Raw genomic sequence first — 13,356 nt, forward strand, 5'->3', positions numbered from 1 at the left:
TTCCGGGTAAGATGCGTGTCGGTCGGGGTGGGGAGACCGGCACGCGATCCGCGGACAGGGTGTAAGACGGCCGGGGATGTGCTCCGGGTGCGTGTTGTAAACGTGTCGCCGCGATGGTTGCGGTGTGATGAGTGGAAGGTGAGTGACGTGACGATTGACCAGTTCCCCGCGACGGTGCGGGAAGGTGCGACCCGCCCCAGCGCAATGCCGGGCGGGCCCCAGCGAACGGTGCGGACCGAACGCGAACCTTCTTCCCTGCAATGGACGCTGCCCGGCTTTGCGCCGATGACACGGATCACCACGTCCTTCGGCGAGGTGCACGCCCAGGCTCTGCGCGAACGCGACCTTGTCCGAACCCGCTCGGGCGAGTTCAAGCCGATCCGCTGGATCGACCGCATCGTGTTGGACGAGGAATTCCTGATCCGTCACCCCGATGCCCTGCCGGTGCTGATCCGCGCCAATTCGCTTGGCCGCGGCCTGCCGCGCGCCGACGTGATGCTGTCGCCACGCCAGCCGATCGCGCCGGCACTGAACCACCTGCCGGGCACCGCGCGGACCGCGGCCGATCTTCTGGCCCGTCCCGGCGTCTTCCGGAAGACCGAGAACGTGCTGACCTACACGCTCTTCCACCTCGGTACGCCGGACTACGTGATGTGCGAACGACTTTGGGTCCACGTCGCGCCCTGAGGCGCGCGCCGGATCCCCACGGGGTTTGCAGCAGGCGGAGGGGCAGCATCCGGCATTGGCCGGGCGCGGCCCCTCCGCCACCCTGAATTTCCCCGTGCCGCTCAACCGAATCTTCACTGCTTTGCGCGAGGTCTGACCCGACGAACCGGGGAAGGCGTGGGACGGCATGACTCTGGCGGGCGAACAGCGGCGGGGCGCCGGGGGCGGGGGCCGATGACGCCGGACGCGCCTGCGGGCCTCACCCGCGTTCTGATCGTGGACGACTCGCGCACCATCCGCACGATGCTGCGGGCGCTTCTGGCCGCTGATCCCCGGATCGCGGTGGTGGGCGAGGCCACCGATCCCTACGAAGCGCGCGAGGCGATCAAGGCGCTTGATCCCGATGTTCTGACGCTTGACGTCGAGATGCCGCGCATGAACGGATTGGACTTTCTCGGGCGTCTCATGCGGCTGCGGCCGATGCCTGTTGTCATGGTGTCCACCCGCACCACCGAGAACAGCGAAACCGCCATCCGCGCGCTTTCGATCGGGGCGGTCGATTGCATCGACCTGTCGCGCTTTCGCGGCGATGCCGAAGGGGCCGTGCGCCTGGCCGACACGCTGGTCCAGGCCGCCCGCGCCTCGGTCGGCCGTCTTACCGCGCGGCCAAGGCCCGCGCAGGCCCGGCCCGCCGCCGCGCCGTTTCAGTGGAACGGCAGGATCGTCCTGATCGGAAGTTCGACGGGTGGGGTCGATGCTCTGGAACGCGTCTTGGCGGCCTATCCCGCGGACGGGCCGCCGACGCTGGTCGCCCAGCACATGCCGCCATCGTTCCTGCGCAGCTTCGCCGACCGGCTGAACGCGCAGGTCGCCCCGCAGGTGTCGGTGCTTGGCGCGGACGCGCTGCTCGAGACGGGCCGCGTCTACTTCGCGCCGGGCGGCGACAGCCATGGCATCGTCGTGGGGCGCGACCGTCTTCGGCTGCGCGCCATCGCCGACGATGGCACCGCGGCCTATGTGCCGTCGGTCGATCGCCTGTTCGCCTCGGCCGTCGGCGTGGCGCGCCAGGTCGTCGCGGTCCTGCTGACCGGCATGGGCCGCGACGGCGCCGAAGCGATGCGCGACCTGCGTGCGGCCGGCGCGCATACCATCGTGCAAAGCGGCGACAGTTGCGTCATCGACGGCATGCCGCGCGCCGCCCGCGATCTTGACGCCGCGATCGAGGTGCGCCCCCTCGACGAGATCGGCGCGGCGATCCTGGCGGCCACCGGCCGCGCCGCCCTGGCCCGGACATGAGCCTCGCGGGGTCCGGGCCGCAGACGCGCCCGACCGTCGAGCGCAGGCTTTACATCGCACAGGGCGAGCATGTCGTATCCGACCATCCCGACACGGTGATCACGACGATCCTGGGCTCGTGCGTGGCCGTCTGTCTTTGGGATCCCGCGACCGGAGTGGGCGGGATGAACCACATCCTGTTGCCCGATTTCGGGGGACGCGGCGAGGCCGTCCCGGGGACCGGCGTCGCGGGCGCCGGGGTCTACCGGTTCGGCGCGGCCTTGATGGAGGTGCTCATCAACGACGTCCTCAAGGCGGGTGCCGGCGGGTCGCGCCTGCGCGCCAAGCTGTTCGGCGGGGCTGCGATGCTGGGGGCGGCCACCGAGATCGGGCCTTGCAACGTGGCCTTCGTCAGGCAGTTCCTGCGCCGCGAAGGGATCGCGATCGAGGCCGCCTCGACCGGCGGAACACGGGCCCGGCAGATCCGTTTCTGGCCGAACGGGGGCCAGGCCCGGCAGCGGCTTGTCGTGGCGGCGGCCAGGCCGGCTGCGCCGGCGGTCTTGCCCAAGGCAAGCGACGTCGAACTGTTCTGAGTGTCCCCGAACAGGCCCCGTGGCGCCCGTGGATGTGCCACGGCAAAGGTGCACGGGGGCCTGCGGCTGGTCTTTGCGCAGGTCTCCGCCCCGGTCGGCGCAGGCGGAGGCGGCCGCGAAGGCCCTTCGTGCCTTGTGGCGGATCCGGTGGTCTGCCGCGATCCGCGGCCTGCGTACGCCTGCGACTGCAAGCGTGGCGGCGCTCTGTCCGGGGCTTTCACAGAAGGGTCAGCCGGCCCGCCTCGTCCGCCGCCGTGTCGTGGGGCGGCCGTCGCGCGAAAAGCCGCTCGGAGACGCTGCGCAGACGCAGCGATCGGGCCAGATCGGCCGGCGCGGGAAGATCGGCGGGCAGCGCCGACGCAAGGGCCCCGGTCAGGCGGCCAAGATCGTCAAGCGTCTGTCGCAGCCGGTCAAGCTCTTGCAGGTCGCGGGCCGAGGACGCGCTTGGGGCCGCCGCGCCCTGGGGCAAGGCGCGCTCGATCCGGGCCGCGAGGCTGGACAGGGCGACCAGTTCGTCCGACAGGCGCGCGACAAGCTCGCGCACCGTCTGTCCCGCGCCGATATCAAGGCCCACGGCCCCGGGCCGCCCGGCAGCGCCGTTCCCGGACGTCCGGTCGCGGCCGCACCGGTCCCGCTTCGCCGCGGATCTGCGGGGCCCTTCCGGAGTCGAGCCTTCGGGGTCTGGCCGGTCCGAGCCTGCTTCGCCTCGGGTGGCCCCGTCCGGTGTCGTTCCGCCCCGTTCGGCCGGGCCCAGCTTGGCCGCGCCGCCGTCGCCTCCGTGGCCGCGGTCCCGGTTGGCGCGATGCGGAACGGCCGCGTCTGCCCTCGAACCGTCGGGCAAGGCGCCTACCGGTCCAGCCCCGTCCGCGCGGGCGCCATGCGAGGAGTCCAAGCCCCGTGCGAAGTCATCCGCCGCGGCGCGGTCCGGCGCCGTCCTTCGGGACCCGGGCAAACCGGTCACAGCCGCCCCACGACGGCCTCGATCGCGGTCTTCAACTCCTGCGGCGTGAAGGGCTTGCGCAGGTAGTTGTTCATGCCCAGCCGGCGCCCCTGATCGATGATCTGCGCCTCGGCCCGCCCGGTGATCAGAAGAAAGCCGATGCGCGCGGTGCGCGGGCTTTGCCGCAGCGCGTGCAGAAGGTGAAGCCCGTCCATGCCGGGCATGTTGTAGTCCGAGATCACCAGGTGCGCCGGGCTGTGCGCGAGCGTGGCAAGCGCGCCCGGCCCATCGGCGGCGCTGGCCACGTTGCGGATCCCGATCGCGTCCAGCGCCTGGGTGATCAGGCCGCGGCTGGTCGACATGTCGTCGACCACCAGGATGCGCAGCTGCTCGCGAAGCGACATGTCAGGTTCCCCCGTTGCGAAGCGGTCCGGCGCGCCGGTAGGTGGTCACGCCGGCCCCGGCCAGGTCGGGCGCGGCGCCGTCCTGCACCCGCTCGGAATGGCCAAGAAAGAGCCATCCCCCCGGGGTCAGCGCGGCGGCGAAGCGCGGCCAGAGCCGGCGTTGCGTATCGGTGTCGAAGTAGATCACCACGTTGCGGCAGAAGATGGCGTCGAAGGGACATCGCATCGGCCAGGGATCGAGAAGGTTGAGGGCACGAAAGCTGACCAGTTCGCGCAGGGCCGGGCGGATGTCGATCGCGGCGTCGGCGGGGCCCGGCACGCCAAGCGTGGCGATGTCGGCCGCCGGCAGGCTGGCCACCGCGGCACGCGGATAGAGCCCCTTGCGCGCCTCGTCCAGGACGTGGCGGTCGATGTCGGTCGCCAGCACCCGCAGGTCGAGCTGCCCGGCGTCCGGCGCGGCCCGCAGAAGTTCAACAGCGATCGAATAGGCCTCCTGTCCGGTCGAGCATCCCGCCGACCAGATCCGCACCCGGCCGCCGGCGCGCGCCCGCGCCACAAGCCCGGGCAGGACCGACGTGCGCAGGGTGTCGAAATGGTGCCGCTCGCGGAAGAACTGGGTGACGTTCGTGGTCAGGGCCGCAACCAGCTCAAGCCGCTCGGCCTGGCCATCGGCGGCCTCGACGAAGTCGAGGTAGTCCTCGATCCGCGCCACGCCAAGCGCGCGCAGCCGCCGGGCAAGGCGCGACTGCACCATGGGCGCCTTGACGTCGGGGATTTGCAGGCCCGCCTCGCGCCGGGCAATCGCCGCCACGCGGGCGAAGTGCGCCGGCGCGAGCGGTGCGGCGAGCGGCCCGCCCGGGCACGGCAGCGCGGTCACGCGGCCTCCTCGGTCATGCCCGGCAGGACCTGATCGAGATCGAGAAGCCGCACCATCCGCCCTTCGATCAGGGTCAGCGACTGCACGAAACCCCGCCCGGCACCGGTGGCAAGTTCGGGCGGGGCCTGAAGCTCAGACCGCGGGATCGTCAGGATGTCCGAGACCGCATCGACCCGCAGCCCTACCGTGCGTCCGCCGCTTTGGACCACGATGATGACGTGGCGCGCATCCGGCCCTTCGGTGGCCAGGCCAAGACGCAGCGCCAGGTCGAGCACCGGCAGCACGGTGCCGCGCAGGTTGATCACCCCGCGCACGAAGGCCGGGGCGTGGGGCAGCGAGGTCGCGTGGGTCCAGCTTCGGATCTCGCGGACCTGCATGATGTCGACCGAATATTCCTGTTCGCCGACGCGGAAGGTCAAAAGCTCGATCTCGGCGCTGTCGCCGGTCGGCGGGGGGGCTTCGGCCGGGGGAAGGGAAGGCTGCATCGTCACGCGCTCCGTCTGAGGGCTGGGGTCTGTGGGCCGCGCCCGGCGGCGGTCGCCACGAGGTCGGCCGGATCGAGGATCAGCGCGATCTTGCCATCGCCGAGGATCGTCGCCGCGCTGACCCCGGGAACGCGGCCATAGCTGTCCTGCAGGCCCTTGATCACGACCTGGCGCTGATCCTCGATCCCGTCGACGACAAGCGCCGCGCGCGTGCCGTCTTCCTGACCGAGAAGGAGCACGATGGCGCCGGCAAGGATCTCGCCCGCCGCGCGATAGCCAAGCGCCACCCCAAGATCGAGCAGCGGAACGACCTGGCCGCGCACCGCGATCACGGGCTCGTCCGGGCCGACCAGGCGCACGTCCGCGGGCGACACCGACAGCGTCTCGGTGATGGCGTTGAGCGGCATGACGAGGGTCTGGCCGGCGACCCGAACGACCATCCCGTCCAGCACCGCAAGCGTAAGCGGCAGCGAGATGGTGAAGCGCGTGCCGCGCCCTGGGTCCGAGGCGATCGCGATGCGCCCGCCCAGCGTCGTGATCGCGCTGCGCACCACGTCCATGCCCACGCCGCGTCCCGACAGGTTCGACACGGCGCTTGCCGTCGAGAAGCCGGGCAGGAACAGAAGCGCGTCGATGTCCGGATCGCTCAGGGTCTGCCCGGGCGGGATCAGGCCCTTCGCCTCGGCGATGCTCTGGACCTTCGGCCGGTCGATGCCGCGGCCGTCGTCCGCCACCTCGATCACCACCCGGCCCGAGCGGTGGATGGCCGAAAGCGTGATGCGGCCTTCGGGCGGCTTGCCGGCGGCGATCCGGTCTGCGGGCGGCTCGAGCCCGTGGTCGACGGCATTGCGCACCATGTGCGTCAGCGGGTCGGCCAGGCGCTCGATCACGGTCTTGTCGATCTCGGTTGCCTCACCCTCGGTCCGAAGGCGCACGGACTTGCCGACATCGGCCGAGGCCTCGCGCACGATCCGCGCCATGCGCTGGAACAGCGGCTTCACCGGTTGCGCGCGGATCATCATGACGCTGTCCTGGATGTCGCGGGTCAGCTGAAGGAATTCGTCAAGCCCGGCCGCCACCCGGACGTCGGCGGCAAGGCCCGCGCCGGCGACCGCCTGCGACAGCATGGCCTGGTTGATGACCAGTTCGCCCACCAGATTGACCAGTCGGTCGATCCGGTCGAGGTCGACCCGGACCGTCGGACCCGCAGCGCCCGCGGCCGCGCCCGGCGCGGCGTCCGCCCGGCCGGCCGACGCGTCGCCAGCCGCGCCGCCAGCCCCGGCAGGGCTGGCGGGAGGGGTGCCGGGAAGGGTGGCGGCAGGGGCGGCAGCGGCGGGCAGATCGGGGGTGAAGATTGCGGATGGGGCGGTGGAAGAGTCAGGGATCGGGGCAGGGGCCACGACGGGGCCGTCGTCCAGGACGGCGCCGGTCGGGTCGGATTCCGAGTTGCGGTCATCCCAGATGCCCGGGGCCTCGAGGTCGCACAGGCCCACGACGAATTCGAAGACCTCGCGGATCGCCGCGGCCTTGACCCCCGTGGTCAGGACGACGTCCCATCCGATCAGCGCCGAGGCCGGATCATAGGCCGCAAGGTCGGGCAGGGCGGCATGGGTGCAGCGTGCCTCGAGGCGGCCCAGGTCAGCAAGCGCCCGCAGCAGGAAGGCAGGCTCGTTCCCGGTGGCGTAAAGCGCGGGGTTGGGCCGAAAACGGATCGACACCTCCCTTTCGGCGGCAGGGGCCGCGCGGTCGGCGTTGTGGGCGGCCGCGCCGTCCCGGGCCCCGTCGGGACCCGGCGCGAGTCCCAGGTCGAACTCAAGGTCGATCGCCATCGGCGTGAAGGCGGGCGCGGTGCCGTCGTCGTCGTCGGCGGCGGCGTCGTCCCCGACAAGCGCGCCAAGCGCTTCGGCCACGGGCGCGGTGGCGGCGGCGTCCGCCGGCAGGCCATCGCGCGCCGCGCGCACCAGGTCGGCCAGCGCGTCGCCGCCCGCGAAGAAGGCGCGGATCGCCCCGGGTCCGGGGTCGAGGCGGCCTGCGCGCAGCGCGTCCAGCGCGGTTTCGAAGCCATGCGCGAAGCGCACGAGGTCCTCGAGCCCGAAGGCCCCAGCGCCGCCCTTGATCGAATGCACGGCGCGAAAGACGGTGTTGACCGTGTCGGCGTCGCGCGCGCCCGCCTCGATGGCGTCAAGGCCGTCTTGCAGCGCCTCGAGCAGTTCTTCGCATTCGACGAAGAACGAGGCGCGGATCTCCTGCATGGGGTCGGTCATGGCGCCCTCGTCAGCCCGCCACCATGCGCAGCGCGCGCACCAGTTTCTCGGGGTCGAAGGGTTTGACGATCCAGCCCGTCGCCCCGGCGTCGCGCGCCCGCGCCTTCAGGTCGGCCGCGCTCTCGGTGGTCAGCACCAGGATCGGCACGGCGCGCATCCGGTCCTGCCGGCGCACCGCGTCGATGAAACCGAACCCGTCGAGGCGTGGCATGTTGATGTCGGTGATAATCGCGTCAGGCGCCAGCGTTTCCAGAAGGTCAAGCCCGTGCTGGCCGTCCTCGGCGAGGTGGGCGGTGAATCCGGCCTCGGTCAGGGCCAGTCGCAGCATGTCGCGCATGGTGCGGCTGTCGTCGACGGCAAGCACCTGCATCCTCAGGCCGCCGGCGCCAGGAAGTGGTCGGGGTCGATCCCCATCATCACGATCTGTCCCGCAGTGTCGGCGGGAAGTTCGTGCACGCGGAAGGCGCGGCCGTCGTGTCGCCAGGTCGCCGCGGCCACCATCAGCGTCTGCAGGCCAAGCGCCCCGATCATCGTACAGGCGCCCCCGTCAAGGTCGAGGTCCGCGCCGCGTGCGGCGCGCAGCGCCCCGGTCAGAGAGGCGGCCGCACGCGTGTCAAGGCGCGCGGGCAGGGCGAGGCAGGTCCGGCCCGGCGTCCGGTCCAGCGTCTGGCCTGTGGCGTCTTGCGAATCTATGTCGGTCATTGCGCTTCCCCTTGGCTTCGGACCCTTTCGAGCCCTTTAGGGGACGGCGCGTTAAGGCCGGGTTACGCGGGCCGGATCTTCGCCGCGATCTGGTCCAGGTAGGCGGCCGAGCCGGTCAGCGCGGCGAAGTCGTCCTCGACCACCCAGACGCTGAAGTTCTGCATGAAGCCCGCAAAGCGCCCCTTGTCGCGGAAGGCGGCCTCGAACCCGTGCGGGCCAAGATGCGGGGCGATCGCGCGCGCCACGCCGCCGGCAAGAAAGACGCCGCCGAAGGGAAGAAGCGTCAGCGCAAGGTTGCCCGCCACGGTGCCCAGGATGCGCACGAAGGTGGCCACGGCCTCGGCCGCGCGGGGGTCGGTGCCGGCCTCGCAGGCCGCCATGATGTCAGCCGCGTGCAACTCGCCCGGCGCGCCCAGCCGCTCCCCCAGCCAGGCATAGATCCGCTCGAGCCCGCGCCCCGACAGCACGTCCTCGATCCCGGGCACGCCATGGGCGGTCTCGACGAAGGTGCACAGGTCGAAATCGGCGGGCGTGCGGATCGGCATGTTGGCGTGGCCGGCTTCGGCCGCGGCGACGAAACGGTGTCCGTCGACGTGATAGACCGGCGCGATGTTGAAGCCGGTGCCCACCCCGATCACAAGCTGCGCGGCGTCGGGCCCCGCGGCCGAGCCGGCCATGACCGGACGCAGGTTCGCCGCGTCGATCCGGCCCAACGCATGGCCTTGCGCCTGCAGGTCGTTCAGGACGGCGACGGTCTCGGCCCGGGTGGCGCGGGCCACGCCGGCGGCGTCGATCGTCCAGTCGAGGTTCGTCATCGTCGCGCGCCCGTCATGCACGGGGCCGGCCACGGCGACGCAGGCGCCCTTGCAGTCGACCCCGCCCTCGTCCGCGAGGAACGCCGTCAGGACGCTTTCGAGGCCCGGGTAATCGGCATTGCGAAACCGCCGAACGGTGTCGGGCAGCAGGCGATGGCCCTCGGCCAGCGCCACGCGGGTGTTCGTGCCTCCGATGTCGGCGACGAGCGAGTAGCGGTTGGCCGGGCGGCCATGGGCGGGGACGGGCATGCGATCAGCTTCGTCTGAGGGCGGCGGCCAGCGCGTGATAGGACGCTTTCGGGGTCCGCCGCAAGCTGTCGAAATCGACGTGGACAAGGCCGAAGCGCTTTTCGTAGCCCAGCGCCCATTCGTAATTGTCCATCAGCGACCAGACGAAATACCCCTTCACAGGCACGCCTTCGGCGATGGCCTTGCGCACGCTGGCAAGATGCGCATCGAGATAGTCGATCCGGTGCGGGTCGAAGACGGCGCCGTTCTCGATCACGTCGGGCGCGGCCATGCCGTTCTCGGTCACGTAAAGCGGCAGGCCGTGGGTGTAATCCTCGTGCGTGCGGCGCAGGAAATGGTGTAGCCCCTCGGGATAGACCTCCCAGCCCATCGCGGTCTTGGGCAGCGGCCCCTCGACCTCTTTCAGCGCGGGCCAGGGGCTGGTGTCGTCGGCGGCGATGACCTTGCGCGTGTAGTAGTTGAGCCCCAGCCAGTCGAGCGGCGCGCGGATCGTGGCGAAGTCGTCCTGCCAGCCGTCGGGCATGTGCGGGCCGAAGCCTTCGATTACCTCGGCGGGGTATTCGCCGCGGAACAGGCCCGACAGGAAGAAGCGGTTGTAATAGGCGTCATAGCGCCGTGCGGCGGCCAGCGTCTCGGGCCGGTCGTCGGCAGGCTGGGCGTATTCGAAGTTGCAGACCGCGCCGAGGTTCGACATGCCGAGGCCGCGCATCACCTCGATCGACCGGCCATGGGCCAGAAGGACGTGGTGCATCGCCCGTGCGGTGGCGCGGATGTCGCGCAGGCCCGGTGCGTGCAGGCCCATGAAATGCGACAGCCAGCCCACGCACCAGGGCTCGTTGATGGGGGCGGCCGACCAGATCCGGTCGCCGATCCGGCCCATGATCACCTCGGTGAAGTCGGCCAGCCATCCGGCGATGTCGCGGTTGCGCCAGCCGCCCAGATCGGCCAGCTGCGAAGGCAGTTCCCAGTGATACAGCGTGGCGGCGGGCTTCAGGCCGCGGTCCAGCAACCCGTCGACCAGCCGGTCGTAGAAATCGAGGCCCTCGGGGTTGGGCGTTCCGCGCCCCTCGGGCAGGACGCGCGCCCAGCTTGTCGAGAAGCGATAGACGTCGACGTTCGATCCCGCGACGAGGTCAAGATCCTCGGGCCAGCGGTGGTAATGGTCGCAGGCGACAGCGCCGTGTTCGGCGCGCACCACGTTGCCCGGCGTGGCCGCGAAGGTGTCCCAGTGGGTCGACCCCGCGCCACCGTAGGCATGGCCTTCGATCTGGTAGCTCGAGGTGGCGGCCCCGAACTGGAAGTCCTCGGGGAAGTCGGCGCGGGTGAAGGTCATCGGTCAGCCATCTGTTTCTGGGCGACAAGCGCGGGGGTGGGGCCGGGGGCGGGACCGGTCGACTCGCCGATCAGGAATTCGGCCTCGAGAAGCTCGGTGATCGGGGCATGACCGGGGTTGTCGATGGTTTCAAGCAGGATTTCGGCGGCCCGCCGCCCGGCCTCGCGCACCGAGGACCGCAGCGCGGTGAAGATCGGGATGTCCTCGCCGTTGCGCAGATAGGACAGGTCGTCGTCATGGGTGATGATCGACACGTCGCGCCCCAGGCGCAGGCCCGCGCCCTCGACCGCGCGGCGCACGCCGAAGGCGGTGATGATCGAGGCGACGACGAAGGCGGTGGGCGGATCGGGCAGGGCCAGCATCCGGCGCGCGGCGCGATAGCCGTAGCCTTCGGTCATCTCGTCGCTGGTCATCAGCGCGGGGTCGGGCGCCAGGCCGCTGTCGGCCAAACCGCGCAGGAAGCCCTCGCGCCGGCGCGCGGCGAAGTCCATCGTCTCGATCCCGTTGACCAGCGCGATCCGCCGGTGGCCGAGGTCGGCCAGAAAGCCCGCCGCGCGCTGGAAGGACCGGCGGTTGTTGACGTCGAGCCAGCTGTAGGGCGCGGTCGCCTTGGAGCTGCGCCCGTGCACCACGAACGGCAGGCCGATCTCGGCCAGAAGCGGGATGCGCGGTTCGTCGGTCTTGGGGGCGTGGACGATCACGCCGTCGACCATGCGGGTAGAGGCGAGTTCGCGATAGGCGCGTTCCTCGTCGCCGTCGCTGACGATCGACAGGATCATGTCGTAGCCGGCGCGATGATATGTCTCGCCCGCGCCGGCGACGAAGTCGGCGAAGATCGGGTTCAGCATCTCGTGCTTGGTGGACAGGGGAATCACATGCCCGATCGCCATCGTCCGCCCCGTCGCCAGCGACCGCGCGCGCGTGTTCGGGCGGTAGTGCAGCCGCCGTGCCGCCTCGACCACGCGCAGGCGCGTCGCCTCGGCCACTTCGGGATAGCCGTTGAGCGCCCGGCTGACCGTGGTCTGCGACAGCCCCAGCTCCTGCGCGAGTTGCTTGAGATTCATGTCGCGGGCCCCAAAGCGCTTTGGATTCGGGGCGACTGTAGAAGCCGCCGCCCGTCCGGTCAAAGGCAAGTTCTTCCGCCCTGCGGCATTGCATATGCAGCATCGGAAGGCGCGGCCGGGGTGCGGGGATTTCCCGGATTGACAGGTTTCGCGGCATCGGCAACTGTGCCCGCGTCCAAAGCGCTTTGACAATTTGGCGCTCGACAGATTTGAGAAGCGCGATGCAATCGCGCGGAACCGGGAGGATACCGATGAGACACTTCCTTTACGCCGGCACGGCGGTTGCGGCGCTGTGCGCCGGCGCGGCACAGGCGCAGGACCTTGTTTTCCCCGTGGGCGAAGGCGCCTTCTCGTGGGACAGCTACAACGAATGGGCCGCGAACGCGCCCGACCTCAGCGGTCAGACGGTGACGATCACCGGTCCCTGGCTTCAGCCCGAGGATGACTTCTTCCGCAGCGTGGTCGCCTATTTCGCGGCCGCCACCGGCGCCGAGGTGATCTATACCGGCTCGGACTCGTTCGAGCAGCAGATCGTGATCGACGCCGAGGCCGGCGCGGCCCCGAACATCGCCGTCTTCCCGCAGCCGGGCCTGGCCGCCGACATGGCCGCGCGCGGCCTTCTGTCGCCGTTGCCCGAAGGCATGGGCGACTGGGTGGCCGAGAACTATGGCGCGGGTCCGTCGTGGGTTGCGCTTGGCACCTATGCCGACCAGTCCGGCGCCGATCAGCTTTACGGCTTCTTCTACAACGTCAACGTCAAGAGCCTTGTCTGGTACAACCCCGAGAACTTCGAGGACGCGGGCTATGAAATCCCGACCACGATGGAAGAGCTGAAGGCGCTTACCGAAGAGATGGTCGCCAACGGCGACACGCCCTGGTGCATCGGCCTGGGGTCGGGCGCGGCCACCGGCTGGCCCGCGACCGACTGGGTGGAGGACCTGATGCTGCGCACCCAGCCGGCCGACGTCTATGACCAGTGGACGACGAACGAGATCCCGTTCAACGACCCCCGCGTGGTGGCCGCGATCGAGGAATTCGGCTGGTTCGCGCGCGACGACGCCAAGGTGGCGGGCGGTGCGGGCGCGGTCGCCTCGACCGACTTCCGCGACAGCCCCAAGGGCCTCTTCGCCTCGCCGCCGCAGTGCTACATGCACCGCCAGGCGTCGTTCGTGCCGGCCTTCTTCCCCGAGGACGTGGAATTCGGCGTCGACGCCGACTTCTTCTACTTCCCGGCCTACGCCGAAAAGGACCTGGGCAACCCGGTTCTGGGCGGCGGCACGCTGATGGCGATCACCGACCCGTCGGACGCCACCAACGCGCTGATGGAGTTCTTCAAGCTGCCGATCGCGCATGAAGTCTTCGGCGCGCAGTCGGGCTTCCTGACGCCGCTGAAGTCGATCAACCCCGAAACCTACCTGAACGACGCGCTGCGCAAGCAGGGGGATATCCTGGTCAACGCCACGACCTTCCGCTTCGACGGGTCGGACCTGATGCCGGGCGGCGTCGGTGCCGGCACCTTCTGGACCGGCATGGTCGACTACACCGGCGGCAAGGACGCGCAGGCGGTGGCCGATGAGATCCAGTCAAGCTGGGATGCGCTGAAGTAAGCGCGCCCTGAGGGGCTGACAGGACTGGGGACTCCGGCCGTGCGCCGGGGTCCCTCGACACCCCCGGGAAAACCGGACCCAT

14 protein-coding genes are annotated in these 13,356 nt (G+C 70.6%); 4 read left to right on the plus strand and 10 right to left on the minus strand.

Annotated features, from left to right (window positions below):
* Positions 1-204 precede the first annotated feature (204 nt).
* The 3 genes from ACRDNQ_RS05275 to ACRDNQ_RS05285 all read left to right on the plus strand — a co-directional run bounded on the left by ACRDNQ_RS05275 (position 205) and on the right by ACRDNQ_RS05285 (position 2,534).
* Positions 205-687: a Hint domain-containing protein gene (locus tag ACRDNQ_RS05275; protein WP_431827850.1), complete on the plus strand. Its 483-nt coding sequence runs from the start codon at positions 205-207 to the stop codon at positions 685-687.
* Positions 688-900: 213 nt separating this feature from the next.
* A complete protein-coding gene (gene cheB, locus ACRDNQ_RS05280; protein WP_431827583.1) occupies positions 901-1,962 on the plus strand; it encodes a chemotaxis-specific protein-glutamate methyltransferase CheB in 1,062 nt (353 codons plus the stop codon).
* A complete protein-coding gene (locus ACRDNQ_RS05285; protein WP_431827584.1) occupies positions 1,959-2,534 on the plus strand; it encodes a chemotaxis protein CheD in 576 nt (191 codons plus the stop codon). The genes cheB and ACRDNQ_RS05285 overlap by 4 nt, the downstream gene beginning before the upstream one ends.
* A 217-nt stretch (positions 2,535-2,751) precedes the next feature.
* On the opposite strand, the gene ACRDNQ_RS05290 is transcribed toward ACRDNQ_RS05285, so the two are convergent.
* The 10 genes from ACRDNQ_RS05290 to ACRDNQ_RS05335 form a co-directional block, all read right to left on the minus strand.
* Positions 2,752-3,108 (minus strand): hypothetical protein, encoded by a 357-nt coding sequence (locus ACRDNQ_RS05290; RefSeq protein WP_431827585.1) that lies wholly within the window; start codon positions 3,106-3,108, stop codon positions 2,752-2,754.
* Between the two features lie 383 nt (positions 3,109-3,491).
* Positions 3,492-3,878 (minus strand): response regulator, encoded by a 387-nt coding sequence (locus ACRDNQ_RS05295; RefSeq protein WP_431827586.1) that lies wholly within the window; start codon positions 3,876-3,878, stop codon positions 3,492-3,494.
* 1 nt (position 3,879) lies between these two features.
* Positions 3,880-4,755 (minus strand): CheR family methyltransferase, encoded by an 876-nt coding sequence (locus tag ACRDNQ_RS05300; protein WP_431827587.1) that lies wholly within the window; start codon positions 4,753-4,755, stop codon positions 3,880-3,882.
* On the minus strand, positions 4,752-5,240 hold the full coding sequence (locus ACRDNQ_RS05305; RefSeq protein ID WP_431827588.1) for a chemotaxis protein CheW: 489 nt from the start codon (positions 5,238-5,240) through the stop codon (positions 4,752-4,754). Before ACRDNQ_RS05305 ends, ACRDNQ_RS05300 begins: the two co-directional genes overlap by 4 nt.
* Before the next feature lie 2 nt (positions 5,241-5,242).
* The gene (locus tag ACRDNQ_RS05310) at positions 5,243-7,504 is read right to left on the minus strand and encodes a chemotaxis protein CheA (protein WP_431827589.1); all 2,262 of its coding nucleotides are present in this window, start codon (positions 7,502-7,504) and stop codon (positions 5,243-5,245) included.
* Between the two features lie 10 nt (positions 7,505-7,514).
* A complete protein-coding gene (locus tag ACRDNQ_RS05315; RefSeq protein WP_431827851.1) occupies positions 7,515-7,880 on the minus strand; it encodes a response regulator in 366 nt (121 codons plus the stop codon).
* A complete protein-coding gene (locus tag ACRDNQ_RS05320; protein ID WP_431827590.1) occupies positions 7,877-8,206 on the minus strand; it encodes an STAS domain-containing protein in 330 nt (109 codons plus the stop codon). Before ACRDNQ_RS05320 ends, ACRDNQ_RS05315 begins: the two co-directional genes overlap by 4 nt.
* Before the next feature lie 62 nt (positions 8,207-8,268).
* Complete coding sequence (locus ACRDNQ_RS05325; RefSeq protein ID WP_431827591.1) at positions 8,269-9,270, minus strand: glucokinase; 1,002 nt, start codon at positions 9,268-9,270, stop codon at positions 8,269-8,271.
* Positions 9,271-9,274: 4 nt separating this feature from the next.
* Entirely contained in the window at positions 9,275-10,603 is a 1,329-nt protein-coding gene (locus ACRDNQ_RS05330) for a GH1 family beta-glucosidase (protein WP_431827592.1), read from the minus strand.
* On the minus strand, positions 10,600-11,667 hold the full coding sequence (locus ACRDNQ_RS05335) for a LacI family DNA-binding transcriptional regulator (protein ID WP_431827593.1): 1,068 nt from the start codon (positions 11,665-11,667) through the stop codon (positions 10,600-10,602). Before ACRDNQ_RS05335 ends, ACRDNQ_RS05330 begins: the two co-directional genes overlap by 4 nt.
* 251 nt (positions 11,668-11,918) lie before the next feature.
* Between ACRDNQ_RS05335 and ACRDNQ_RS05340 the strand changes: the two genes are divergently transcribed.
* Positions 11,919-13,274: an ABC transporter substrate-binding protein gene (locus ACRDNQ_RS05340; RefSeq protein WP_431827594.1), complete on the plus strand. Its 1,356-nt coding sequence runs from the start codon at positions 11,919-11,921 to the stop codon at positions 13,272-13,274.
* The last annotated feature ends 82 nt before the right edge of the window (positions 13,275-13,356 follow it).

This window comes from Saliniferula longa, from assembly GCF_050789285.1.
GTDB lineage: Bacteria > Pseudomonadota > Alphaproteobacteria > Rhodobacterales > Rhodobacteraceae > CAVPWP01.